24 protein-coding genes are annotated in these 24,149 nt (G+C 38.9%); 18 read left to right on the plus strand and 6 right to left on the minus strand.

From position 1 onward, the window contains the following. The first annotated feature begins 60 nt into the window (after positions 1 to 60). From prmA to PT278_RS01025, 7 genes are all read left to right on the plus strand, one after another. A complete protein-coding gene (gene prmA / locus PT278_RS00995) occupies positions 61 to 1,005 on the plus strand; it encodes a 50S ribosomal protein L11 methyltransferase (RefSeq protein ID WP_277129583.1) in 945 nt (314 codons plus the stop codon). A 43-nt stretch (positions 1,006 to 1,048) separates the two neighbouring features. Further along, positions 1,049 to 1,417 (plus strand): hypothetical protein, encoded by a 369-nt coding sequence (locus PT278_RS01000; protein ID WP_277129957.1) that lies wholly within the window; start codon positions 1,049 to 1,051, stop codon positions 1,415 to 1,417. A gap of 14 nt (positions 1,418 to 1,431) precedes the next feature. Further along, a complete protein-coding gene (locus tag PT278_RS01005) occupies positions 1,432 to 3,681 on the plus strand; it encodes a bifunctional (p)ppGpp synthetase/guanosine-3',5'-bis(diphosphate) 3'-pyrophosphohydrolase (RefSeq protein WP_277129584.1) in 2,250 nt (749 codons plus the stop codon). Next, positions 3,682 to 4,119 carry a D-aminoacyl-tRNA deacylase gene (gene dtd / locus PT278_RS01010; protein WP_277129585.1) on the plus strand — a complete coding sequence of 146 codons (438 nt, stop codon included), beginning with the start codon at positions 3,682 to 3,684 and terminating at the stop codon, positions 4,117 to 4,119. A 276-nt stretch (positions 4,120 to 4,395) separates the two neighbouring features. Then, a complete protein-coding gene (hisS, locus tag PT278_RS01015; RefSeq protein ID WP_277129586.1) occupies positions 4,396 to 5,682 on the plus strand; it encodes a histidine--tRNA ligase in 1,287 nt (428 codons plus the stop codon). 2 nt (positions 5,683 to 5,684) lie between these two features. Then, the gene (gene aspS / locus PT278_RS01020; protein WP_277129587.1) at positions 5,685 to 7,538 is read left to right on the plus strand and encodes an aspartate--tRNA ligase; all 1,854 of its coding nucleotides are present in this window, start codon (positions 5,685 to 5,687) and stop codon (positions 7,536 to 7,538) included. An 83-nt stretch (positions 7,539 to 7,621) separates the two neighbouring features. Further along, positions 7,622 to 8,122: an NUDIX hydrolase gene (locus PT278_RS01025; protein WP_277129588.1), complete on the plus strand. Its 501-nt coding sequence runs from the start codon at positions 7,622 to 7,624 to the stop codon at positions 8,120 to 8,122. A 46-nt stretch (positions 8,123 to 8,168) separates the two neighbouring features. Here the strand turns inward: PT278_RS01025 and tpx are convergent, their stop codons facing one another. After that, a complete protein-coding gene (tpx, locus tag PT278_RS01030) occupies positions 8,169 to 8,660 on the minus strand; it encodes a thiol peroxidase (RefSeq protein ID WP_277129589.1) in 492 nt (163 codons plus the stop codon). Between the two features lie 100 nt (positions 8,661 to 8,760). Beyond that, positions 8,761 to 9,948, minus strand: a complete 1,188-nt coding sequence (locus PT278_RS01035; protein ID WP_277129590.1) for an aminotransferase class I/II-fold pyridoxal phosphate-dependent enzyme — start codon at positions 9,946 to 9,948, stop codon at positions 8,761 to 8,763. Between the two features lie 146 nt (positions 9,949 to 10,094). On the opposite strand from PT278_RS01035, the gene msrB reads away from it, so the two are divergent. Continuing rightward, entirely contained in the window at positions 10,095 to 10,532 is a 438-nt protein-coding gene (msrB, locus tag PT278_RS01040; protein ID WP_277129959.1) for a peptide-methionine (R)-S-oxide reductase MsrB, read from the plus strand. Positions 10,533 to 10,581: 49 nt separating this feature from the next. Here msrB and PT278_RS01045 read toward each other — a convergent pair whose 3' ends face one another. From PT278_RS01045 to PT278_RS01055, 3 genes are all read right to left on the minus strand, one after another. Continuing rightward, positions 10,582 to 11,460, minus strand: a complete 879-nt coding sequence (locus PT278_RS01045) for a YitT family protein (protein ID WP_277129591.1) — start codon at positions 11,458 to 11,460, stop codon at positions 10,582 to 10,584. Positions 11,461 to 11,784: 324 nt separating this feature from the next. Next, positions 11,785 to 12,312: a peptide-methionine (S)-S-oxide reductase MsrA gene (gene msrA, locus PT278_RS01050; RefSeq protein ID WP_277129592.1), complete on the minus strand. Its 528-nt coding sequence runs from the start codon at positions 12,310 to 12,312 to the stop codon at positions 11,785 to 11,787. A 57-nt stretch (positions 12,313 to 12,369) separates the two neighbouring features. Beyond that, positions 12,370 to 13,200: a pyruvate, water dikinase regulatory protein gene (locus PT278_RS01055; RefSeq protein WP_277129593.1), complete on the minus strand. Its 831-nt coding sequence runs from the start codon at positions 13,198 to 13,200 to the stop codon at positions 12,370 to 12,372. Positions 13,201 to 13,382: 182 nt separating this feature from the next. On the opposite strand from PT278_RS01055, the gene rpsU reads away from it, so the two are divergent. The 10 genes from rpsU (at position 13,383) to rpoD (ending at position 23,486) form a co-directional block, all read left to right on the plus strand. Continuing rightward, positions 13,383 to 13,559: a 30S ribosomal protein S21 gene (rpsU, locus tag PT278_RS01060; RefSeq protein WP_009560161.1), complete on the plus strand. Its 177-nt coding sequence runs from the start codon at positions 13,383 to 13,385 to the stop codon at positions 13,557 to 13,559. Positions 13,560 to 13,692: 133 nt separating this feature from the next. Continuing rightward, positions 13,693 to 14,136 carry a GatB/YqeY domain-containing protein gene (locus PT278_RS01065; RefSeq protein ID WP_277129594.1) on the plus strand — a complete coding sequence of 148 codons (444 nt, stop codon included), beginning with the start codon at positions 13,693 to 13,695 and terminating at the stop codon, positions 14,134 to 14,136. Positions 14,137 to 14,157: 21 nt separating this feature from the next. Then, positions 14,158 to 15,114, plus strand: a complete 957-nt coding sequence (locus PT278_RS01070; RefSeq protein ID WP_277129595.1) for a PhoH family protein — start codon at positions 14,158 to 14,160, stop codon at positions 15,112 to 15,114. Next, complete coding sequence (gene ybeY, locus PT278_RS01075; RefSeq protein ID WP_277129596.1) at positions 15,114 to 15,638, plus strand: rRNA maturation RNase YbeY; 525 nt, start codon at positions 15,114 to 15,116, stop codon at positions 15,636 to 15,638. The genes PT278_RS01070 and ybeY overlap by 1 nt, the downstream gene beginning before the upstream one ends. Continuing rightward, positions 15,638 to 16,546 carry a GTPase Era gene (era, locus tag PT278_RS01080; protein WP_277129597.1) on the plus strand — a complete coding sequence of 303 codons (909 nt, stop codon included), beginning with the start codon at positions 15,638 to 15,640 and terminating at the stop codon, positions 16,544 to 16,546. Before ybeY ends, era begins: the two co-directional genes overlap by 1 nt. After that, positions 16,547 to 17,299 (plus strand): DNA repair protein RecO, encoded by a 753-nt coding sequence (gene recO, locus PT278_RS01085; protein ID WP_277129598.1) that lies wholly within the window; start codon positions 16,547 to 16,549, stop codon positions 17,297 to 17,299. A gap of 250 nt (positions 17,300 to 17,549) precedes the next feature. After that, on the plus strand, positions 17,550 to 18,467 hold the full coding sequence (gene glyQ / locus PT278_RS01090) for a glycine--tRNA ligase subunit alpha (RefSeq protein ID WP_277129599.1): 918 nt from the start codon (positions 17,550 to 17,552) through the stop codon (positions 18,465 to 18,467). Then, a complete protein-coding gene (glyS, locus tag PT278_RS01095) occupies positions 18,460 to 20,526 on the plus strand; it encodes a glycine--tRNA ligase subunit beta (protein ID WP_277129600.1) in 2,067 nt (688 codons plus the stop codon). Before glyQ ends, glyS begins: the two co-directional genes overlap by 8 nt. 24 nt (positions 20,527 to 20,550) lie before the next feature. Further along, positions 20,551 to 22,365, plus strand: a complete 1,815-nt coding sequence (gene dnaG, locus PT278_RS01100) for a DNA primase (protein ID WP_277129601.1) — start codon at positions 20,551 to 20,553, stop codon at positions 22,363 to 22,365. Next, on the plus strand, positions 22,365 to 23,486 hold the full coding sequence (gene rpoD, locus PT278_RS01105; RefSeq protein WP_277129602.1) for an RNA polymerase sigma factor RpoD: 1,122 nt from the start codon (positions 22,365 to 22,367) through the stop codon (positions 23,484 to 23,486). Before dnaG ends, rpoD begins: the two co-directional genes overlap by 1 nt. 50 nt (positions 23,487 to 23,536) lie before the next feature. Here rpoD and PT278_RS01110 read toward each other — a convergent pair whose 3' ends face one another. Beyond that, positions 23,537 to 23,977, minus strand: coding sequence for an 8-oxo-dGTP diphosphatase (locus PT278_RS01110; RefSeq protein WP_277129603.1), 441 nt, complete (start codon positions 23,975 to 23,977; stop codon positions 23,537 to 23,539). Positions 23,978 to 24,149 lie beyond the last annotated feature (172 nt).

The raw sequence follows: 24,149 nt of genomic DNA on the forward strand, positions 1-24,149 counted from the left end.
TTATCACCTTTTTTATGATAGCATTGCGCGGATAAAAATAAAAAGGGAGTTTAAGTTAAAATGAAATTATTAATTATTAAAATTGAAACCAGTCATGAAGTAGAAGACGCACTTAGCGTTTATAGCCAGGATATATTGGGTGCGCTAGGAACTGAAACTAGGAAACGAACCGACTTTGAACATGCCGGTTGGGAACATGATTCAACGATTGTTAATTTAGATGAAATTAAAGATTTACCTGAAGATATGCAATTTTTTGCCTATTTTGATGAAGAAGCAGATGCAAAAGAATTGGTCCAAAAATATCATGACAAACTTGCCGAACTAAAAGGTTATGGGCTAGCTATTGGCTCCGGGCAAATTACAACATCTTATATTGAAGATCAAGATTGGAATACTGCTTGGCAAAAATTCTACCATGTGATTGATTTTTCACGGCATTTGGCGATTGTACCTGAGTGGGAAGACTATGAGCCTGCCTTTAAGGATCAGCAGTTGATTAAGCTTGATCCAGGTTTAGCTTTTGGAACGGGCAATCACAAGACAACCCAGCTGGCAATGATGGGCTTAGAACGGGCAATGACAACACCTAAAAGCGTGGCTGATGTTGGAACAGGATCCGGTATTTTAGCTATTGCCGCCGCGCTTCTTGGTGCTCAAAATGTTTTGGCAACCGATATTTCGGATGAAGCTGTTACGGCTGCTGGTGAAAATATTGCCTTAAATAATTTAACTAATATTAATGTAGAAAAAGCAAGCCTGTTACAAGGGATTACTGGTAAATTTGATATTATTGTAGCTAATATTTTGGCAGAAATTCTCCTGGATTTAATTCCGCAATTGAATGACCACTTAAATGAAGGCGGCCAAGTTATTTTTTCAGGAATTGATTATCTGCAATTGGATAAAATCAAGACAGCTTTAGAGCAATATAACTTTAAGATTACATTGACAATGCGTCAAGATCGTTGGGTGGGACTAATAATTGAACGCAAAGAACAATAAAAAAGACTATAATGGTAAATTAAGTAAGGAAAATAGATTGATTATTAAACTCAAACAATTTAAACAAAAAATTCTGGCAATCCCCCCAATTCATAAATTAAATCAATTGCAAGCAATGCCAATCATTTGGTGGAGTCTATTAGTGGCAATTTTACCGTTTGGCTGTAGTCTATTTGGTGTACCGATTGTTTTGCGGGTAGGATTATTATTTATCATTGTTAACAGTATTATCAGCTACCATGTTGGTCGATTGATAATTACCCTTAAATTACCGAAATACTGGCTACTGATATTACCAGTGCTCTTTTGTTTGGCAATGATGATTAAATTCGCTAAATACAATTTGCTGTTCGGTATAATTTATCTCATTTTTGAAATTTTTGGTTTAATGGATAAACAGATCTATAACTAGAAAGGGTGATGCAAATGTCGAAATACATTGAAATGACGCACGATCAGGTAATAGCAGCCTGTAAAAAATATATGAATGACAAGCAAATTGCCTTTGTCGAAGAAGCTTATGAATTTGCGAATAATGCACATAAGGAGCAAAAGCGGGCTTCAGGACAGCCTTATATTGTACATCCAACTCAAGTAGCTGGAACTTTAGCAAACTTAGGTCTTGATCCAGATACGGTTGCTGCCGGCTTTTTACATGATACTGTTGAAGATACGCCTGTTACTAACGATGATATCAAGGAAAAATTCGGCAAGGATGTTGCCTTTATTGTTGATGGTGTGACCAAACTTAACAAGTATGAATATAAGTCACACCAAGAGTTTTTGGCTGAAAATCACCGTAAAATGTTAATTGCAATGGCCAAAGATATTCGTGTCATTATGGTTAAGTTAGCTGACAGATTGCATAACATGCACACTTTGCAGCATTTGCGCCCAGATAAGCAGCGGCGAATTTCTTCAGAGACAATGGACATTTATGCACCACTGGCAGATCGTTTAGGTATTGGGACGATTAAATGGGAATTAGAAGACATGAGTTTTCATTATCTAAATCCTGAAGCTTATTATCAAATTGTTAATATGATGAGCTTGAAGCGCAGTCAGCGTGAAAAATACATCCAGGATGCGATTGATACACTTGAAAGCAGTCTTGACAGTTTAGGAATTAAATACGAAATTTACGGTCGGCCGAAGCATATTTATTCTATTTATAAAAAGATGATCGATAAGCACAAGGACTTCGATGAAATTTACGATTTGTCTGCTGTTCGGGTAATTGTCGAGACTGTTAAAGATTGTTATGCCGTTTTAGGTGCAGTTCATACTAAGTGGAAGCCAATGCCTGGCCGCTTTAAGGATTATATTGCTGTTCCTAAGGTTAACGGTTACCAATCGCTGCATACAACAATTATTGGCCCTGGCGGTCGCCCATTAGAAATTCAGATTAGAACTGAACAAATGCATGAAGTTGCTGAATACGGGGTTGCTGCTCACTGGGCATATAAGCAAGGGAACTTCACTGGCGTTGAAGAAACCAGTTCAAACGAGAAATTGGACATGGTTCGTGAAATCTTAGAATTAAAAGATGAGACTCAAGATGCTGGCGAATTTATGAAGAGTGTCAAAAGTGAAATCTTTTCTGACCGCGTTTATGTTTTCACACCTAAGGGCGAAGTTTACGAGCTGCCTAAAGGTGCGGTGACACTTGACTTTGCCTATCAAATTCACACGCAGGTTGGCAGTCATGCCGTTGGTGCCAAGGTTAACGGCAAATTAGTTCCCCTTGATTACAAGCTGAAAAACGGCGATGTAATTGATATTATGACCCAGTCAAATGCGACACCGTCACGTGACTGGATGGATATTGTTAAGACTTCGCGGGCACGAAATAAAATTCGCCGCTATTTCCGTAATTTAGATCGAGAAAAAAGCATTGAGCAGGGCGAACAAATGGTTGCCGATCAGCTGCGCGAACAAGACTTAGCTCCCAAAGAATTTATGGACAAGGATCACCTTGAAAAAGTTCTCGATCAGTTTAACTACCATACTGCTGATGAAATGTTTGCTTCTGTCGGCTTTGGTGATCTTTCTGCGATCAGTGTTGTTAATCGACTTACCCAAGACTTGCGGCGCCAAGAAGAAGAAAAACGGCAAAAGCAGCTTGAAGAAGAGATCCTAAATTCGGGACAAAAAGCCGCCTCAACAACTCAGCCTAACAAATCAGCTGGTTCACCAATGAAGATTAAGCACAAGAATGGTGTGATGATCCAAGGCATTAGTGATTTAATGCTGCATTTGGCCAAGTGTTGTAATCCGGTTCCTGGTGATAAGATAGTTGGTTATGTCACTAAGGGACGTGGTGTAACAATTCACCGTGCAGATTGCCGCAATATTACCAATGATGCAGCTAGTCAAGGGCGACTAATTGATGTGCAATGGGAAAATGTTGACGATAGTGCTGATGGTTCTAAGCAAACCTTTAATGCTGACATTGAAGTCTTTGGCTATAATCGTGAACGTCTGTTAAGCGATGTGATTACCAAATTAAATACTGTTACGACGAATATTAATAATTTGTCGGGTAAAGTAAATGAAAATAATATTGCCCATATTTATGCTACAGTGGCAGTAAAAAATGCCGCTCAACTGGACAAAATCTTGAGCAAATTACGTGATGTCCCGGACATCTATGAAACACGAAGGGCAGATAATTAAATGCGGGTAGTAATTCAACGGGTTAACCATGCCCAAGTAAACATTGACGGTGAGACTGTTGGTCAAATTAAGCGCGGTCTGCTTCTCTTGGTTGGGATTAAAGGAGGCGATGACCTCGCAGTTGTTCAAAAAGCGGCGGCTAAAATAGCCAAAATGCGGATTTTTGAAGATGAAGACGGCAAGACTAACTTAGCAATCAAGGATGTTGGCGGTGAAATTTTGAGTGTCAGTCAATTTACATTGCTGGCTGATACCAAGAAGGGTAATCGTCCTAGCTTTATTGAGGCTATGAGACCACCTAAGTCAAAAGAATTATGGGAAGATTTCAACCAAGAACTAGTTAATGCCGGATTGCATGTCGAAACTGGTGAATTTGGCGCTGATATGAAGGTTGATCTTGAAAATGATGGCCCGTTTACGATTGTGCTGGATTTATAAAAAACAGCAGAATTTTGCATTCTAGGTTGACTTTTGGGCCTTAAAACTATAAGCTAAAACAAGAATTATCAATGACAAAGATTGAAGATTAGCAATTTCTATGACAGAGACCGCTTGATTGGTGTGAAAGGCGGATAGAAAGCTGACTGTGACCCCTTTAGCAGATAATATGCGCGTCGCGAGCGTTATTCGCAGCAGGCAAAAGGTGGTACCGTGCGAAATTTAGCGCCCTTGATTTTTTCAAGGACGCTTTTTTATATTTAAAAGGATGATTAAATGAGAGTTCAAAAACCAAAAGGAACAGTCGATATTTTACCTGAACAATCCGGTTCATGGGAAAAGGTCGAGCAAACTGTCCGTGACTTCTTTAAGCAAGCCAATTATCGAGAAATTAGAACACCAAGTTTTGAAAATTATGAGGTCTTTTCACGTTCAAGTGGTGAAACTTCTGACGTCGTTGAAAAGGAAATGTACGACTTTAACGATAAGGGTGGTCGGCACATTGCCTTGCGTCCAGAAGGAACAGCTGGTGTCGTTCGAGCTTATGTTGAAGACAAAATGTATGCTCCAGAAGTAGTCAAGCCGTTTAACGTTTACTATATCGAATCAACTTTTCGTTATGAGCGCCCGCAAGCAGGCCGTCAACGTGAGTTCCACCAAATTGGGGTTGAGAGTTTTGGCTCCAGCAATCCGCTAGCAGATGTTGAAACGATTGTCTTGGCACATGACTTACTTGCCAAACTTGGTGTACAGAATTACGAATTGCATATTAATACGTTAGGCAACGCGCAAGTGCGCCAAGATTATCATGATGCCTTGGTCAATTACTTCACACCGCTAAAAGACCAGTTGTCTGATGATTCTAAGCGTCGCTTGGAAAAGAACCCACTCAGAATTTTGGATTCTAAAGATGAGCAGGATAAGCAATTCTTGCCAGATGCACCTAAGATTATTGATTACTTGGATGCAGATTCTAAAGCTAACTTTGACGAGATTACTGATATTCTCGATCAACTGAAGATTAAATACGTTATTGATAATGATTTAGTTCGCGGACTTGACTACTACACTGGAATTATTTTTGAATTTATGGTTGAAGATAAGAGTTTGTGGGAATCAGCAACTACCATTTTGGGTGGAGGTCGTTACGATCATTTAGTACAAGAATTTGATGGCCCAGAGACGCCAGCTGTTGGTTTTGGGATTGGTGAAGAGCGACTAATGCTTGTTTTGCAAAAACAAAATCCAACTTTATTTGCCGATCAAGGAATTGACTTCTTCATTACTAATATTGGTGAAGGAACTGGAATTAAAGCCGTTGAAATTGCCCGCTCATTACGCAAGCAAGGCTTTAGAGCGCAATATGATGTTGACCAAAAGAAGCTCAAGGCGCAATTTAAGAAGGCCGACCGTGTTCACGCTAAGTTCGTGATTACTCTTGGTGCCAAAGAATTGGCTAATGGTACGTTAAATGTTAAGCGGCTGGCTGATGGTAAAACAATCGACTTACAACTTGAAGACGTTGACGACATGAAAACAGTTATGGAACAATTAAAGGATTAATTATGGAACAAATGGAAAAAAGAACAGACTACTGCGGCAATATCACTACTGCATATCTTGACCAAGAAGTTAATTTGTATGGTTGGGTGCAACGCGTCCGCAATTTAGGAAATTTATTGTTTATTGATTTGCGTGACCGTGAAGGATTAGTGCAAGTCGTTGTCAACCATGATTCTGGGGTAGAATTGATGGCAACAGCTGAATCACTTGGTAGTGAGTATGTTGTTCAAGTTAAGGGACAAGTTGTTAAGCGTTCAAGCGTCAATCCAGAAATGAAAACTGGGGAAGTTGAAATTGAAGCTTCTGCAATTAAGATTTTAAATAAGTCTCAGACTCCACCTTTTGAAATTAAAAATGATATTGAGGTCGGCGAACAAACTAGATTAAAGTACCGCTACCTTGACTTGCGTCGGCCAAATTTGCAACAAGCAATTATTTTACGGTCAAAGATTTTGCGTGCAACTCACGAATACTTTGATGAAAATGGCTTTATTAACATTGAAACGCCTATTTTAGGAAAGTCTTCTCCAGAAGGAGCCCGTGATTACCTTGTACCATCAAGAATTTATCCCGGAAGTTTTTACGCTTTGCCACAATCACCACAATTGTTTAAGCAATTATTAATGGGTGCAGGCTTTGATAAGTACTACCAACTTGCAAGATGTTTCCGTGATGAAGACTTGCGAGGCGATCGTCAACCTGAGTTTACTCAAATTGATATGGAAACTTCATTCACTGATGAACAACAAGTGCAAGATTATACTGAAGGTCTGCTCAAGAAAATTATGAAGGACGTTATGGGGATTGACCTAAAGACACCAATTGCCCGGATTTCTTGGACTGACTCAATGAATAATTACGGTACAGACAAGCCTGATACACGTTTTGGTATGTTAATTCATAATTTGAACGATATTTTTGCCGATAGTGACTTTAAGGTCTTTGCAAATGCAATTCAAGATGGTGGTTTTGTTAAGGGAATTGCCGTTAAGAATGGTGCTAAGGCATATTCACGTAAGCAAATTGAGAAAAAGCAAGACTACATCAAACGTTACCATGCTAAGGGATTGGCTTGGGTCAAGTTTGAAGATGGCGAATTTTCTGGTCCTGTTAGCCGCTTCTTAACAGATGACAATCAGGCAGCTTTAATCAAGGAATTTGGTCTTGAGGGCGGCGAATTAATTGTCTTTGTTGCTGACAAGTGGAAAGTTTGTTGTGATTCCTTAGATCATTTACGACGTGAATTTGCTAAAGAAACTGACATTATTCCTAAGCATGTCTTTGACTTTGTCTGGGTTGTTGACTGGCCATTATTTGAATACGATGAAGGCTTTGGCCGCTGGATTGCTGCCCACCACCCATTCACAATGCCTGATGATGAAGGAATTAAGTTGCTTGATACTGATCCACATAAGGCTCATGCTCGCAGTTATGACATTGTCATGAACGGGGATGAACTTGGTGGTGGTTCAATCAGAATCCACAAGCGTTCAATTCAAGAAAAAATGCTTAAGGCACTTGGTTTTACTAAGAAACGTGCATATGAACAATTTGGTTACCTTCTTGATGCTCTTGACATGGGCTTCCCACCACACGCTGGGTTGGCGATCGGACTTGATCGTTTTGCCATGTTGTTGGCAGAGAAGGATAATATCCGTGATGTCTTGGCCTTTCCAAAGAATGCCAGTGCTTCAGAGCCAATGATGCACGCGCCAGCCCCAGTTGCCGAGCAACAATTAACTGACTTGGGCATTGAAGTTGAAGAACAATATCAAGAAAGTGTTGCGCAAACAGAAGCACGCTTAGAAGAAGAAGCTCAAAAAGATGCGGATCAAAACGCAACTTGGGATGAATAATAAATAAACCAGCAAAAAACGATGTGATAGAATAAATTCACATCGTTTTTTTATTGAAAATTATAAGTAAGGAGGTTCTTAAAATGCCCGACAAGTATCATCGCGCATTTGGTGTGTACGGCATTATGCAGCAACAAGAAAAGTTAATTGTTATCCAAAAACATGGCGGACCCTATACTAATCGTTATGATCTGCCAGGAGGCAGCCTTGAGGATGGTGAAAAGCTCACGGATGCAATTGGACGTGAAATTCAAGAAGAAACAGGACTAACTACTCTTGAAGCATTTCAATTAGGAATTACTTCTTTTCGTTATCCTTGGGATTATCAAAATTGGCATTACAATCAACATCTCTGCGTCTTTTACCAAGTTAAGAAGTGGCAGGGAGAATTACAGGAAACAGTTAACCAATTTGCCGGGCAAGATTCTCTTGGGGCTATTGCTATACCATTGACGCAGCTTACTTGGGATAATTCGTCACCATTGGTTCTAAAAGCCAAAGAGTTTATTCAGAATAATTATCAATTTAATCCGGCCGACCAAACTTTTGCGACATGGCCAGTATTAACTGAATCTGTATATTAAAAAAAGATAACCATTACTGGTTATCTTTTTTGATATTAACACTTAATTATTTTAAGTTGCTTAAAAATGTTAAGGCAGCATCGTAATCTGGTTCGTCGGTCATTTCGTAAACCAATTCTTGGTACAAAACTTCGCCGTCAGCAGAAATAATCCAAACACTTCTTGAATCTACGCCGCTTTCAAGGTAAAGACCCATTTCTTCACCGAAGTTGTGGCTTTCATCTGATAAAATTTCCATGTTTTTAACGCCTTCAGCAGCACACCAATTCTTTTGGTCGTCGAGAGTGTTAGTAGAAATAGTGTAGAAGTTAATGCCGTCAAATTTATCAACTTCGTTGTTGAAACGTTTAGTTGAAATGCTGCAGACACTAGTGTTAAGGTCAGGAACAACACTAATTAAAGTTGGCTTAGATAATAAGTCAGCCTTAGTAGCCTTACTGCCATCAGCTCTAACAACAGTAAAATCTGGCAACTTGTCGCCAACCTTTGGTGGTTCACCGTTAGTATATAGAGGCTCATTTAATCTTGTAATTTTCATAATAAAATCCCTTCGTTTAACTGTTTTCTATTTTGATAAATCGTTTATCTATTTAATTTTACTATAAAGTACGCGGAATTACGTCTACTTTGCTTACTGATTATAAGTCGTTATTAACGTAGTCGGTAATCCGACGGACAGCTTCTTCTAAGTCTTCTGTTGAAGCGGCGTAAGATAAACGTACGTAGCCTTGACCGCCTTGGCCAAAGTAACTGCCGGGCATTAGTGCAACTTTTGCTTTATTAGCTAAATCGGTCGCAAATTTAACATCATCTTGTCCAAATTTAGTAGGAATTTTAGCGAAAATGTAAAACGCACCTTCAGGAGTGGCCATACTAAAGCCGCATTTGCGTAAACCAGTTTCGATAATTTCCAGACGGCTTTGATAAGTAGCGCGGGCAATCGGGTAGTCAGCTGCACCATTAACTAGTGCTTCGGTTGCGGCTGCCTGCACGTTATCAGTAACAGCAGTAATTAAAAATGAGTTAACTTTAATGACCGACTTCATGATTTCTTTAGGCCCAGCAATATATCCAAGGCGCCACCCAGTCATCGCAAAGCTCTTGGATAGACCAGATAAGAGCAATGTCCGTTCAGGAATAATCTGAGTTAATGAGTAGTGCTTTTTGTTGTTATAAATTAATTCAGCGTATATTTCGTCAGTGATGGCAAAGAGGTTGTTATCTGTAATAACTTGGGCTAACTCTAGCAGGTCTTCTTTACTATAAACCCGGCCAGTAGGGTTAGACGGATCTGTTAAAACAACAGCCTTTGCGCCTTTTCCTTCATTTGCCAATACTTCTTTTAAATGATCTGCAGTTAAGAGAAAATCGTCTTGGGAAGTATCAACTTCTACTGGGATCGCACCGGTCATTTCGATAATGCCAAAGTAGACACCCCAAACTGGAGTAGGTACTAAAATTTTGTCACCAGGATTAAGCAGGGTCATGAAAGCAACATTTAAAGCTTCAGTTGCACCAACAGTTGCACAAATTTCAGTTTCAGGATCAAAAACAACACCTAAACTATCATTTAAATAGTCACTAATCGCACTTAATAATTCTGGCTTACCAGCTTCTGGAGCATAATGAGAATCATCGCTCTCAATAGCGGTAATCGCGGCTCGCTTAACGTGCTCAGGGGTATTAACATCAGGTTCACCGATTGTTAACTTAATAATCCCAGGGATTTTGGATGTTTGGTTATTAAACGTAGTTATCTCTGAATCAGATAATTGCGCGATTTTGGTATTGATAGTTCTAGACAAACTTTTTGCTAGATGCGGCATAATTAAAAAATCCTTTCTGTTAATTATTTTACCTTTTAATTATAAACCATACGGCAATAGTGGAATTATAAATCAAAAAATTTAATAAGTCTTTAAATGTAACCCAATAATCAAATTTTTGTTATAGTTAGGGAGAAAGATGGTGTATTTTTATGGATCAAGCAAAAAAAGAAGCACGATTAAAAGAATTAACACAAGACCAGTATGCATCAACGCAAAATGCGGCAACTGATTATCCTTTTAGCGGCAAGTATGACGACTTTTACCAGCGCGGAATTTATGTTGATGTTGTGTCGGGGGAGCCGTTATTTTCCAGCGAAGACAAGTATGATGCTGGCTGCGGTTGGCCTAGCTTTACTAAGCCAATTAAAAAACTAACTTATCATCGCGATCAATCACATAATATGGAGCGAACAGAGGTAAAAAGTCCGGATGCTGACTCACATTTGGGACATGTTTTTACTGATGGACCAAGTGACAAGGGCGGATTAAGGTACTGCATTAATTCTTCGGCATTAAAGTTCATTCCTTATGACGAGCTCGAGCAAGCAGGGTATGGCGAATATCGAAAATTATTTGCTTAATTTTAGGATATGAAAAAGAGTGTTAGAAAGTTTCTAACACTCTTTTAGTTTAAACAATTTCTTGCTCCCTAAATCGCCCGTAAACGTGCTCAACTTCACTGACACTCATGAAGGCATAAGGATCACTCATTTTAATAATTTGTAAAATATCATACATGTCATAACGGTCAATAACGGTGACTAAAACGGTCTTTTCGTCATGGCTGTATGCACCTTCGACATCGTGATAAATGGTAATTCCGCGATGCATCTTGTCTTGAATACCATCAATAATTGTTTGGGCATGTTCAGTTACAATCGTAACCTGCAGCTTTTGGTGCTGCGTATAAACTGCATCAATTACTCGGCCATTAATAAAGATAGTTAAAGCAGAATAAAGTGCACGGTTCCAACCGAAGGCAAAGCCTGCAGCAGCAATAATTATCAAGTTAATCATAATATTGACTTTGCCGTAGCTGGCGCCTGTTTTTTTCCTAATGACAATCCCGATAATATCAAGTCCACCAGTTGAAATCCCGTTTTTAAGAGCAAAGCCAGTCCCTAAGCCATTTATCATGCCGCCAAAGATAGCACAAACTAACGGATCGACATGCATATTGACTGGGTTAACCACGTGCATCATGATTGTGCCTAAGACAACCGTAATTATGGTAAAGTAGGTAAACTTGTGCCCAATCTTAAACCAACCTAGCAAGAACAACGGGACATTAAGCGCAAAATACATGACAGAAGTTGTTAATGTAAACGGTAAAAAGCGCTCACTCAATGTGTTAATCAGTTGGGCAAAGCCAGTTATTCCAGATGAGTACATGTGGCCTGGTGTCCAGAAGAAATTCAACGCAACGGCAACTGCCAGCGAGTAAAAGAACGACGCCGAAATTTTGGAAAGTAAATTGTAGCGCCTATTAAACTTATCCAATTGATCCATATGGTTAGTAATAGCTCCTTATAAATAAAGAAATTAGGATTTTGGTGATAATTATCTCCCAATCATCCTGAAAACTTACGCAATTCGTTTTCCATTGTAGCATTATTTTTCTTTTTTGCCTTTGTATTAATATTAAAAATTATTGTTTTTAAAAGCATTGAAAAAGCCATCAGTTAATCTGATGGCTTTTATGGACGCTTAACAAAGTAAAATTAAATCTCTAGATAGTATAATTATTGTTATTTTAGTATATCATATACCTCAATATCAGCGTCCACATTTACATAATAGCATCAATTCACTATTAAGTGTTTAACCGTAACTTTATTTAGACCAGTGTTCTTTAATAAAGTTATCGCGGCCGCCGGATTCTTCTAAAGAATATCTCAGTGGGTCCTTTTTGTAGAAGTCTTGATGGTAATCTTCGGCATCATAAAAAGGAACAGCGGGTTCAATCTGGGTAACGATTGGTTTATCAAATTTACCACTATTTGCTAATTCTGCCTTTGACTTTTCGGCAGCAGCCTTTTGTTCAGGAGAATTATAGAAGATCACGGGTCTGTAATTATCTCCACGATCTTGAAATTGGCCTGCAGCATCGGTTGGGTCAGTTACCTGCCAGTAATATTGCAGTAATTTTTCATACGGCATTAGTTCTGGATTAAAAGTTATTTTAACTGCTTCGGTGTGACCAGTAGTCCCGGCACAAACTTGCTCGTATGTTGGATTAGCAACATGACCGCCAGTGTAGCCAGAAACTACTTTTTCAACGCCGGGTAAACTGTCAAAGGGCTTAACCATGCACCAAAAGCAGCCGCCGGCAAAGATTGCAGTATCTTTTTGTTTGTTCATAATTAGTTATCTCCAAATATTTTTAGCTTAAAGCATAAATTAAGTACTTACTTATAATTATAGCTGCTCAACCCCTAAGTGATCCATAATTAAAGCCGCAGTTTCTTCAATTGAACGGTGAGCAACATTGATAACATAACATCCGAGCTTATCATAAAGCTTTTGCGCGGAATCAAGTTCAGCCTTAATTGAATCGGTATTCGAATACGTTGTATCTGGACTCAAGCCATAAGAGATCATTCTTTCCCGTCTAATTTCGTTTAGCACGGAGAGATCATTGGTTAAGCCGATAATCTTTTTCGGATTAATTTTATAAATTTCTTTTGGAATGTGTGTATCGGGTACAAGCGGCAGGTTAGCAACCTTTAGGTTCTTATTAGCTAAGAATAAGGATAATGGTGTTTTAGAAGTTCGCGAAACCCCTAATAAAACCACGTCAGCTTCCAAAAAGCCTTTGGGGTCTTTACCATCATCATACATAACCGCAAATTCCATCGCTGAAATCCGGTCAAAGTAATGCTGGTTCATTTTGTGTTGGGCACCAATTTTTTCTAATGGTCTCTTGCCCGTCACCTTTTGCAAAGCCTCCAGGGCAGGGGACAAAATATCGACACTCTGAACCTTATGTTCACGGACAAATCTGATTACCGGAATTTGCATTTCATCTTTAACCAGACTATAAATAATAATTATATTGGGATATTGTTCAATTTCATCAAACACAGCATCAAGTTTGTTATTATCGGTAATAAATGGATAACGCCGATAATTGACTTGCGCATCAGGGAATTGTGCGGCCGCGGCAATGGCATTGTTAAAAGCAGTATCACCAGCAGAATCAGAAATAATTATGATGTTAACTTCTTTTTTAAGTGTTTCTTCGCTCATTATTAACTCCTTTTTAATTAATTATACATTTTTGAAATTTTTTTAACAGATTTAGTTAAAATAATGCTGCCAAAAAACTTTTTTAAAAATATTGCATGTATGTATTGACCCTTGCGTGAGGTTTGATATAATTTAAATAAATGTATGACGGTAACGTCAAGAAATGGAAGGAGGGATCACACATGGCCAAGACAGTCGTTCACGAAAACGAGTCTATTGATGATGCTCTTCGTCGTTTCAAACGTTCCGTTTCAAGAAGTGGTACCTTGCAAGAATACCGCAAACGCGAATTCTACGAAAAACCTAGTGTACGTAGAAAGCTTAAATCTGAAGCAGCACGGAAACGTAGACATTATTAATATATAAAGAAGCGACTTCTATCTGTTGATAGGAGCCGTTTTTTTTGCAGATAAATTTGATTAATTGTTTTCTACCACGGACTAGATTTGCTATAATTTAATTAGATTCTATATTTAGAAAGAAGGAGTACTTGTGAGTTTATCAGAACAAATTATGACTGACATGAAGGAAGCCATGAAAGCACGCGATAAAGTTAAATTGAATACGGTGCGGATGATTAAATCAGCCCTGATGAATGAAAAAATCAAGGCAGGTCATGAACTTAGTTCAGACGAGGAACTGACCGTTTTGAATCGGGAAAAGAAGCAACGCGAAGAATCAATTGAAGAATTTACCAAGGCTGCTAGAACTGATTTAGCTGATGAAACTAAGCAGGAATTGGCAGTTGTAGAAAGTTACATGCCAAAGCAATTGTCCCAAGATGAGTTAGAGCAAATTGTCACTGAGACAATTGCCGAAGTCGATGCCAAAGGTAAGTCTGATTTTGGTAAAGTGATGAAGGCTTTGATGCCTAAGATCAAGGGCAAGGCTGATGGTAAAGCAGCTTCCAGCGCAGTGCGTAATCATCTAAATTAAGCAAGAAAAGGAGCGAAGTTTTTGGCTCGAACCAATTTTATTCCTAAAAATCCAGAGAATATCCAAAAATTAGTTGGAATTAATGATGGTAATCTTAACTTGTTAGCTGAAGGTTACGATCTAAACGTAACTGATACCGGCAACCAAATTGTTGTTGACGGTGACGTTGAAAACACGCGTAAAGTAATCGCAGTCCTGAAGGCTTTGGACAATGTTGTGAGCACTGGTGTTAACATCGGTGCGCCTGATGTTGTCAGCGCAATGAAAATGGCAGATAAGGGGACAACAGAGTATTTTGCTGACCTATATAAAGAGATTTTAATTCGGGATGCTAAAGGTAAACCGATTAGAGTTAAAAATATGGGACAAAAACGCTATGTTGAAGCCATTAAAAAAAGTGATGTTGTATTTGGAATCGGACCTGCCGGTACCGGTAAAACATTTTTGGCTGTCGTTTGTGCCATTGCAGCCTTTAAAAAGGGTGAGGTTTCGCGAATTGTTCTAACTAGACCAGCTGTTGAAGCTGGCGAATCTTTAGGATTTTTACCAGGAGATTTAAAGGAAAAAGTTGATCCGTATTTACGGCCAATTTATGATTCGCTCTATGCAATTTTGGGGACTAATACAACTGATCGGTTGATGGAACGGGGCGTAATTGAAGTTGCTCCTCTGGCATACATGCGGGGGAGAACACTTGATGATGCCTTTGTCATTTTGGATGAAGCCCAAAATACAACCGATGCGCAGATGAAGATGTTTTTGACACGGTTAGGCTTTAATTCAAAGATGATTGTCAATGGGGATATGACACAGGTTGACTTACCGGGTCGCCAGCGTAGTGGACTGATTGACGCTCAACGAATTTTGAAGGGCATTGACCAAATCAAATTTATTCGCTTTACCGCTAATGATGTTGTTCGTCACCCAGTGGTTGCTAAAATTATTAATGCTTATGAGAAAGAGGACGAAAGACATTAATGACGTCGATTGAAATTACCTATAATGATGAGGTTGGCTTTTTAGAAAATGCTGATCGTGATTGGCAGGATTGGATTGCGAAGTTGTTGTTACTTGCCAAAAAGGCAATTGCTAAAGAAAATAACTTGGCAATGAGCATCAATTTTGTTGATGAAGAACGTAGTCATGCGATTAACAAACAATATCGTGAAAAAGATCGACCAACTGATGTTATTTCGTTTGCAATTGAAGATGGTGAAGATGACCTAAATCTTGCAGCTTTTACTGCAGATCCAGACTTTCAAGAAGATATCGGCGACTTGTTTATGTGTCCGAGCGTGATTAAACGTCATAGTAAGGAATACGGAACGGGCTGGGACCGTGAATTTGGTTATACCTTAGTTCACGGCTTTTTGCATCTTAATGGTTACGACCATATTAAACCTGATGAGGCAAAAGAAATGTTTGGTATCCAAGGCAAAGTACTTGAAGAATATGGCTTACCACTGTATCCTGACCAACTAGATGAAGGCAGAGGAAAATAATGACTGAAAATAAGAAAAATAAATCTGGTTTTGTTGCATTAGTCGGACGACCAAACGTTGGTAAATCAACTTTAATGAATAATTTGGTTGGTCAAAAGGTGGCAATTACTTCTAATAAGCCGCAGACTACCCGCGATAAGATTTCTGGTATTTACACAACAGATGACATGCAAGTTGTCTTTGTCGATACACCGGGAATCTTTAAGCCGCATCTTAAACTGGATGATTACATGGATAAAGCCAGCGTTTCTAGTTTAAACGATGTTGACCTAGTATTATTTATGGTTGAACCCGAAAAAATGGGTAAGGGTGACGAATATATCATCGACTTGTTAAAACAAGTTAAGGTACCTGTCTTTTTGGTAATCAACAAGGTTGACCAAGTTAATCCGAATAACTTACTGCCAATTATTGATTCTTATCGCAAACTTGATTTGTTTAAGGAATTTTTACCAATTTCCGCAACTCAAGGAGTTGGTATTACCGACTTGATTGCTACTTTGCACCAATATTTACCTGAGGGTCCCGATTATTATGATCCTGAACAGATTACTGATCGTCCCGAATACTTTATGGTTGCGGAATTAGTGCGTGAACAAATTCTGAAGTTAACCGCTGAAGAAGTACCGCACGCTGCAGCCGTTTGGGTTGAACGGATGAACCAGCACGAGAAGGGCAAATTGCAAATCGAAGCAACGATTTATGTTGAAAAAGATGGGCAAAAGGGAATTATTATTGGCAAGGGCGGTAAAATGCTCAAGCAAATTGGTATTAATTCTCGCCGTCAAATCGAAAATTTGCTCGGTGAAAAGGTTAATTTACATTTATGGGTTAAAGTGCAACGTAATTGGCGGTCTGACCCAAGCTTTTTGAAGCAAATCGGTTATGACAAGAAGGCACTCTCATAAATGACACGTGAACTTAAAGAAGTTCAAGGCATTATTTTTAAACGCCAAAAATTTAAAGAAGCAGATTTACTAGCCAAGATCATTACCAAAGAAAATGGCATTATTACGATGATTGCTCGTGGAGCATTGCGACCTAAATCAAAATTAGGGGCAGCGTTACTCAATTTTTCTTACGGAACGTATATTATTTATACGAGTGGCCAAGGTTTAAGTAATTTGCGCACTTATAAAGAAGTAAAGCAATTTGATGGGTTATTTAACGATTTAACCAAGAATGCTTATGCTTCTTTTATTTTAGATTTGGTTGACCATGCTTTTGTGGAATACCAGCCTCTTGGTAAGTATTATTCATTGACCGAATTTGCCTTGCAGAAGATTAACGCTGGTATTGATCCAGAAATGATTACGCAAATTTGTCAAATGCAGCTGTTGGACGCTTATGGGGTTGCTCCAGAATTACGTAGTTGCGTTATTTGCGGCAAAAAGCAGGGCGTTTTTGATTATTCAATCAAGCGCGGCGGCATTATTTGCAGTGACCATTTTTATCAAGAAACCAGTCGTATGCATTTAGAGCCGAAAGAAACAGCAGTTTTAAGAACAATTGGCTTACTGCCGATTGAACGCTTAGGATCAATTGCAGTTAATGATGCAACTAAAAGGGCAACTCGCAAAGCCATTGACCGCATTTATCAAGAAACTGTTGATCTAAATCTAAAGACGAAGAAGTTCTTAGATGAATTAAAATTATTTTGATTAAATCTTTTGTTTACATCCGTGATTATGGTAAAATACCAATGTACTTTGGTAATAATGAGGATTTTAAAAAGTACCAGCCAAGCGAGTGTCGGTAGTGCAAGGACATCTGGGAAACAGGCACCTCTAGCCAATTCAATTAAGAGCAGAGAAGATATTCTCTGAATTAGGGTGGAACCGCGATTAAATCTCGTCCCTATGCAAGTTTTGCATAGGCTTTTTTTATGGCCTCATGCAGGGAGGAATTAATATGGCAAAGAAAAAATTAACAATTCAAGAAATGATTTTTAAATTGGAAGAATTTTGGTCTTCCAAGGGTTGTATGATTATGCCGTCATACGATGTTGAAAAAGGGGCCGGAACAATGAGCCCATATACTTTTTTACGAGCAGTAGGTCCTGAGCCATGGGCAGCATGTTATGTTGAACCATCAAGACGACCAGCCGATGGCCGTTATGGTGATAACCCTAACCGATTGTTCCAACACCATCAATTCCAAGCAGTAATTAAGCCAGCTCCGGAAAATATCCAACAATACTATTTAGATAGCTTGAAGGTATTAGGTATCAATCCGTTAGAGCACGATATTCGTTTCGTTGAAGATAACTGGGAGAACCCATCAATGGGTTGTGCCGGTGTTGGTTGGGAAGTTTGGCTTGACGGGATGGAAGTTAGTCAATTTACTTACTTCCAAACTGTCGGTGAACTTGACGTTAAGCCAACTATGAGTGAAATTACTTATGGGGTTGAACGACTTGCTTCTTATATTCAAGACGTTAATTCCGTTTTTGACCTCGAATGGGGCAATGGCGTACTTTATCGTGACATCTTTAAAGAAGCAGAATATGAGCATTCGAAGTATGCTTTTGAAGAATCAAACCAAGAGAATTTGTTAAAATCCTTCGATGTTTACGAAAAAACGGCAAAACGTTTGTTAAGTCAAAACTTAGTTCAACCTGCTTATGATTACATTTTGAAGTGTTCGCATACCTTTAACTTGCTTGATGCGCGCGGTGCCGTTTCGGTTACTGAACGTGCAGGTTATTTGGCGCGAATCCGTAATTTAGCCCATGAAGTAGCTGTTTGCTTTGTTCAAGAACGTGAAAAGCGCGGCTTTCCATTATTAAAAAATGCAGAAGACAAGAAGGCGGGGCTTGAAAATGACTAAAAACTATTTGTTTGAAATTGGAATTGAAGAAATGCCAGCACACGTTGTTTCCAAAAGTGTGAAGCAACTAGCTGACAGAACCAGCAAATTTTTAAAAGAAAACGGCTTAAAATTCAAGAATATCAAGACTTATTCAACACCGCGCAGATTGACGATTGTTGTAGAAGAATTAGCTGAAAAGCAAGTTGATATTGACGAAATTAAAAAGGGGCCAGCTAAGAAGATTGCTCAGGATGCTGACGGCAACTGGACTAAGGCAGCACAAGGCTTTGCCCGCGGTCAAGGCATGACAACTGACGATATTTACTTTGAAGAACTCAAAGGTACCGAATATGCTTATGTTCATGTCAAGCAAGAAGGTAAAAAAGCCAGCGATATCTTGCTGGGAATGAGCGACATTATTAAGGCAATGACTTTCCCAACTAAGATGCGCTGGGACTCTCATGACTTCGAATTTGTACGGCCAATTCACTGGCTCGTTTCATTATTCGGTAGTGACGTTATTCCCGTTAAAATTTTAGATATTACTGCTGGTCGTAAGACTGAAGGTCACCGTTTCTTAGGCGATTCTGTTGTTTTGGCTAGTGCAGATGATTATGAAGAAGCACTAAAGGATCAATTCGTAATTGTCGACGCTGACGAACGTAAAGAAATGATCGTTCAACAGATGAATGATTTGGTTGAAAAGAACGACTGGCAGATTAAACTGGATAAAAACTTACTTGAAGAAGTTACTAATTTGGTTGAATATCCAACTGTCTTTGCTGGTACTTTTGACGAAAAGTACTTAGAAATGCCTCAAGAAGTTTTGATTACTTCAATGAAAGATAACCAACGTTACTTCGAGGTTTACGACAAGCAAGGTCAATTGATTAACCACTTTATTGCTGTTCGTAATGGTAATAAAGACTACTTGGATAATGTTATTTCCGGTAACGAAAAGGTATTAGTTGCCCGGCTTGATGATGCTCAATTCTTCTATGATGAGGACCGCAAGTATCCGTTAAGCCATTTTGTTCAAAGATTGAATAATGTCTCCTTCCACGACAAGATCGGTTCGATGGCCGAAAAGACGCAGCGGGTTCGAATTATTGGTGACTTTTTAGCTGAAAAATGGAACTTGGATAAGCAGACGATAACTGATTTTGATCGTGCCAGCGAATTATACAAATTCGATTTGGTTACACAAATGGTTGGTGAATTTGCGGAATTGCAAGGGATAATGGGAATGCATTATGCTCGTCTTGCCGGCGAAAATGAAGATGTTGCTGTTGCTATTAAGGAACATTACATGCCATTATCCGCTGAAGGCCAACTACCGCAAACAACTGTTGGTGCATTATTATCAGTTGCTGATAAGCTTGATACCATCATTACTTTCTTTGCTGCTGGTATGATTCCAACTTCATCTAATGATCCGTATGCTTTGCGTCGGTATGCTTATGGAATTGTCCGCATTTTGCTTAACCAAGAGTGGTCATTGCCATTTAATCAAGTCTTACCACAAATCGTCAGCTTGCTTGATGGTAAAACGGCTGCCAAAATTCCAAAATCAGAGAGTCAAGATGAAGAGATTGCTTCCTTCATTCGTGATCGGATTAACCAATACTTGCACAAGAATAAGTTTAAGTACGATATTATTGATGCAGTTCTTGCTTCCAGTCAACAAGACCCAATTCAAATTTTAACCGCCGCAACAGTTCTGCAGTCACACCATGATGACGAGCAATTTAAGCCAGTTGTTGAAAGTTTGACACGAATCAATAATATTTTGAAGAAAGCTAAATTTAAGGGACAGATTACGATTAATCCTGATTTATTTGACGATGCAACTGAAACTGAACTTTATGCTGGCGTTCGAAACTTACAAGAGTTGACTGATTTAACTGAACTCTACAATGGTTTCGTTAAATTACAACCGGTTATTGACCGTTACTTTGACACTAACATGATTATGGCTAAGGACGAAGCTGTTAAGAACAACCGGCTAGCACAATTATGTGCAGTTGGCGATTTGGCTGAACGTTTGGGTGATTTAAGTAAATTAGTTATTAAATAAGTTAATCAGGAATAGGTGATATGAATGGCTGGTTTGATTCCAGAAGAAACAATTGCCAAGGTGCGCAATAATGTTAACATTGTCAATGTAATCAGCCAGTATGTCTCACTTGAAAAGAAAGGCAAAGACTATATTGGTCTTTGCCCTTTTCATGAAGAAAAAACGCCATCATTTACCGTTAATGAAGAGAAGCAGTTTTTTAAATGTTTTGGCTGCGGCAAGGGTGGCAATGTCTTTAAGTTCTTAATGGAGAAGGATAATTTAACTTTTCCCGAAAGTGTGCGCAAGGTTGCCGATTTTGCCCATATTGATATTGGCGAAACAGGACAAAGCAGTCAAACTAGTAACCCACTAATTAAAATGCACCAAGATGCTTGCGACTTTTATCAGCGGGTGTTGACCTCAACTAATGCTGGTAAACGAGGACTAGAATATGCGCAATCGCGAGAACTTGATGATGAAATTATTGCTCACTTCAAGATTGGTTACGCGCCAAAGCAAAACAATTTATTGTTAACGTACCTAAGAGGACATGGTTATTCAAATGATGAGTTGGCCGCTAGTGGTTTGTTTGTACAGTCTCAAGATGGTGAGCTCTTTGACCGTTTTCGTGATCGGTTGATGTTTCCGCTAAGTAACGAGAGTGATTACGTTATTGGCTTTTCTGGGAGACGTTTGTCGACGGATAAGACAGAAGCGAAATATATTAATAGTCCTGAGACGCCAATTTTCACCAAATCTAAGTTATTGTTTCACTTTGCGGAAGCTAAAAAAGCAGCTCGTGAAGAAGGACATTTAGTCTTATATGAAGGCTACATGGATGTAATTGCGGCTTATAAGGCGGACATTAAGTCTGGCATTGCCTCAATGGGAACAAGTCTGACGGACCAGCAGGTCTACATGCTGCGGCGAATTACAAAAAATATTGTCATCAATTATGATGGGGATGATCCTGGTGTTCATGCCGAAGAGCGAGCTGCTAAAATGTTCGATAAGGCTGGCGGTTTTAATATTGGGATTGTCGTTTTACCAGAAAAATTGGATCCCGATGAATATGTTAAAAAATACGGTGCTGCTAAATATCGCGATGAAATTAAGGGTGCATTAACGCCGACTGATTTTTTCTTAAAACGCTTAGCACAAAAGTATAATTTGGCTAATGACCGCGAAAAAATCGCTTATCTTAACGATGCCGTCAAGGAAATTGCTGAATTGTCAAATCCAGTTGAGCAAGACTTATATTTGGAACGGATTGCGCAGGCGCAGAATGTTTCTAAGGATTCTCTCAAGGTCAACCTGCTGCGGCAGCGCCGGATTAATAATGCAGCTCAAAGACATAAAAATAGTGGTGGTCCAGTTGATCCTATTTTGGAGGATGACTCGACACCAATTATTGAAGCCGAACAAACTGCCAAAATTGATCCGATTCAAACTAGATTATTATATTTATTTATGCATTCAGAACATGCCCGTGATTTTTTGCTTGAAAATAATTTTTTATTTCCAGATGAAAAATATGCAGATTTGGCTGAATTATGGTTAAAATTTAGTGAAGAACATGAAAATCCAACAATAAATAGTTTCTTAGATTTTATTCCTGACGAACTTCAAGGTATAATAGTAAGTACTGAAATGACAGATATGCCCCAGGATTTTTCTGACCGCGAACTTGAAGAGCAGATGGCTGCACTTGAGATGCGTAAAATTAATGCCCAACTGAAAGATCTAGAAAATCAGTTGCAGGATGCCAAACGCAAAACAGACACAAATGAAATTATTGCCATTACTCAGAAAATTTTGCAGTTAAAGAGGATTCAGGGTCAAAGGGGGGCCTTTTAGTGGTAGAAAAGAAAAACACTAACCAAGAAGAAGAACTATCATTAGACAAGGTAGTTAAAAAAATTGTCAAAGAAGTTAAAAAAGACAAGGCAATTACCGAAGAAGAATTTACTAAGCAGTTAATTAAGCCGTATAAGCTGCAAGGTAAGGCAGTCGATCAATTGGTACAAGAGTTCGAGGACAACGGTATCAGTATCGTTGATGAAAAGGGTGAACCTTCAAAATTAGCCTTGAAAAAGCAAAAAGATGTTGAAAAGGCTGAATTGAAAGACATGTCTGCACCATCAAGTGTGCGCATGAACGACCCAGTTCGGATGTATCTGAAAGAAATTGGTCGAGTACCACTTCTTAATGCTGACCAAGAAATTTCTTTGGCTAAGAGAATTGAAAAGGGCGACGAAGAAGCTAAGCAGGAATTAGCAGAAGCTAACTTGCGGTTAGTTGTTTCCATTGCTAAACGTTATGTTGGCCGGGGAATGTCGTTTCTTGATTTAATTCAAGAAGGTAACATGGGCTTAATGAAGGCTGTTGACAAATTCGATTATAGCCTTGGATTTAAGTTTTCAACTTATGCAACTTGGTGGATTAGACAAGCAATTACGCGTGCGATTGCCGATCAAGCACGGACAATCAGAATCCCAGTTCACATGGTTGAAACCATTAACAAGTTGATTCGGATTCAGCGGCAATTATTGCAAGACTTGGGTCGTGAACCAGTACCTGAAGAAATTGGTGCCGAAATGGATATGCCAACAAGCAAGGTGCGCGATATCTTGAAGATTGCTCAAGAGCCGGTATCTCTTGAAACGCCGATTGGTGAAGAAGACGATTCACACTTAGGTGACTTCATCAAGGATAAGGATGCCACTAGTCCTGAACAACATGCTTCTTACGAAATGCTCAAAGAACAATTGGAAGAAGTCCTTGATACCTTGACTGACCGTGAAGAAAATGTTTTGCGGTTGCGGTTTGGTCTTGATGATGGCCGGACACGCACACTTGAGGAAGTTGGCAAAGTCTTTGGCGTTACCCGTGAACGGATTCGTCAGATTGAAGCTAAGGCTTTGCGCAAGTTGCGTCATCCTAGTCGTTCTAACCAATTACGTGACTTTTTAGATTAATAATAAAAAAGGATGATGAATATCAATACGATATCATCATCCTTTTTCGTTTAAAATAATTCGTCACGGTCACCGTCGAGCAAGTGCTCATAAGTTTGCTCATTAAAGTAAACTTGTAAATCCCGATCAAAGTTGTAGGCAAGTTGGTGGCTCATTAATTCATCCTTGGTCATCCAAGTTAGAGCACCTTCATTTGAAGCTTTAACATTACCAGTAAAGTTATTGGCGATATAAAACAATACAATGTAGCGGTCACTATTATCATCATAAAATTGCTTAATTCCAGCTAAGCGCGGCTTAGTAATTGTTAAGTTTGTTTCTTCTTTGACTTCACGGACAACTGAATCGTGGAATGATTCGTGTGCTTCCACGTGACCGCCAGGGAAGGTTAGCCCAGGCCACGTGGGGTCATTGCGGTTTAAGACTAAAATCTTATCATCTTTAGTTATCATACACATATTGGTTAACGTAACACGTTCAGTTCGATCCATAATTACTCCTAATCTTGATTTTAATTTGAATTTCCCTACAATCTTACCACTAACCTAGCCTTCATAAAAATTGGCTCTTAGACCAAAATAATAAATAGTCGGTAATTTTTGTTTTACTAGCTCCAACTAATAATTTTATTATGTTAAAATTTGAGTGATACCTAGAGAGCAG

The sequence above is a fragment of the Lactobacillus sp. ESL0703 genome, assembly GCF_029433435.1.
Taxonomy (GTDB): Bacteria; Bacillota; Bacilli; order Lactobacillales; family Lactobacillaceae; genus Lactobacillus.

Bases quoted from the DNA above. Each gene is read 5' to 3' on its own strand.
- prmA (WP_277129583.1), top strand. From the start codon at position 61: ATGAAATTATTAATTATTAAAATTGAAACCAGTCATGAAGTAGAAGAC.
- PT278_RS01005 (WP_277129584.1), top strand. From the start codon at position 1,432: ATGTCGAAATACATTGAAATGACGCACGATCAGGTAATAGCAGCCTGT.
- dtd (WP_277129585.1), top strand. From the start codon at position 3,682: ATGCGGGTAGTAATTCAACGGGTTAACCATGCCCAAGTAAACATTGAC.
- hisS (WP_277129586.1), top strand. From the start codon at position 4,396: ATGAGAGTTCAAAAACCAAAAGGAACAGTCGATATTTTACCTGAACAA.
- aspS (WP_277129587.1), top strand. From the start codon at position 5,685: ATGGAACAAATGGAAAAAAGAACAGACTACTGCGGCAATATCACTACT.
- PT278_RS01025 (WP_277129588.1), top strand. From the start codon at position 7,622: ATGCCCGACAAGTATCATCGCGCATTTGGTGTGTACGGCATTATGCAG.
- tpx (WP_277129589.1), bottom strand. From the start codon at position 8,660: ATGAAAATTACAAGATTAAATGAGCCTCTATATACTAACGGTGAACCA.
- PT278_RS01035 (WP_277129590.1), bottom strand. From the start codon at position 9,948: ATGCCGCATCTAGCAAAAAGTTTGTCTAGAACTATCAATACCAAAATC.
- PT278_RS01045 (WP_277129591.1), bottom strand. From the start codon at position 11,460: ATGGATCAATTGGATAAGTTTAATAGGCGCTACAATTTACTTTCCAAA.
- msrA (WP_277129592.1), bottom strand. From the start codon at position 12,312: ATGAACAAACAAAAAGATACTGCAATCTTTGCCGGCGGCTGCTTTTGG.
- PT278_RS01055 (WP_277129593.1), bottom strand. From the start codon at position 13,200: ATGAGCGAAGAAACACTTAAAAAAGAAGTTAACATCATAATTATTTCT.
- rpsU (WP_009560161.1), top strand. From the start codon at position 13,383: ATGGCCAAGACAGTCGTTCACGAAAACGAGTCTATTGATGATGCTCTT.
- ybeY (WP_277129596.1), top strand. From the start codon at position 15,114: ATGACGTCGATTGAAATTACCTATAATGATGAGGTTGGCTTTTTAGAA.
- era (WP_277129597.1), top strand. From the start codon at position 15,638: ATGACTGAAAATAAGAAAAATAAATCTGGTTTTGTTGCATTAGTCGGA.
- recO (WP_277129598.1), top strand. From the start codon at position 16,547: ATGACACGTGAACTTAAAGAAGTTCAAGGCATTATTTTTAAACGCCAA.
- glyQ (WP_277129599.1), top strand. From the start codon at position 17,550: ATGGCAAAGAAAAAATTAACAATTCAAGAAATGATTTTTAAATTGGAA.
- glyS (WP_277129600.1), top strand. From the start codon at position 18,460: ATGACTAAAAACTATTTGTTTGAAATTGGAATTGAAGAAATGCCAGCA.
- dnaG (WP_277129601.1), top strand. From the start codon at position 20,551: ATGGCTGGTTTGATTCCAGAAGAAACAATTGCCAAGGTGCGCAATAAT.
- PT278_RS01110 (WP_277129603.1), bottom strand. From the start codon at position 23,977: ATGGATCGAACTGAACGTGTTACGTTAACCAATATGTGTATGATAACT.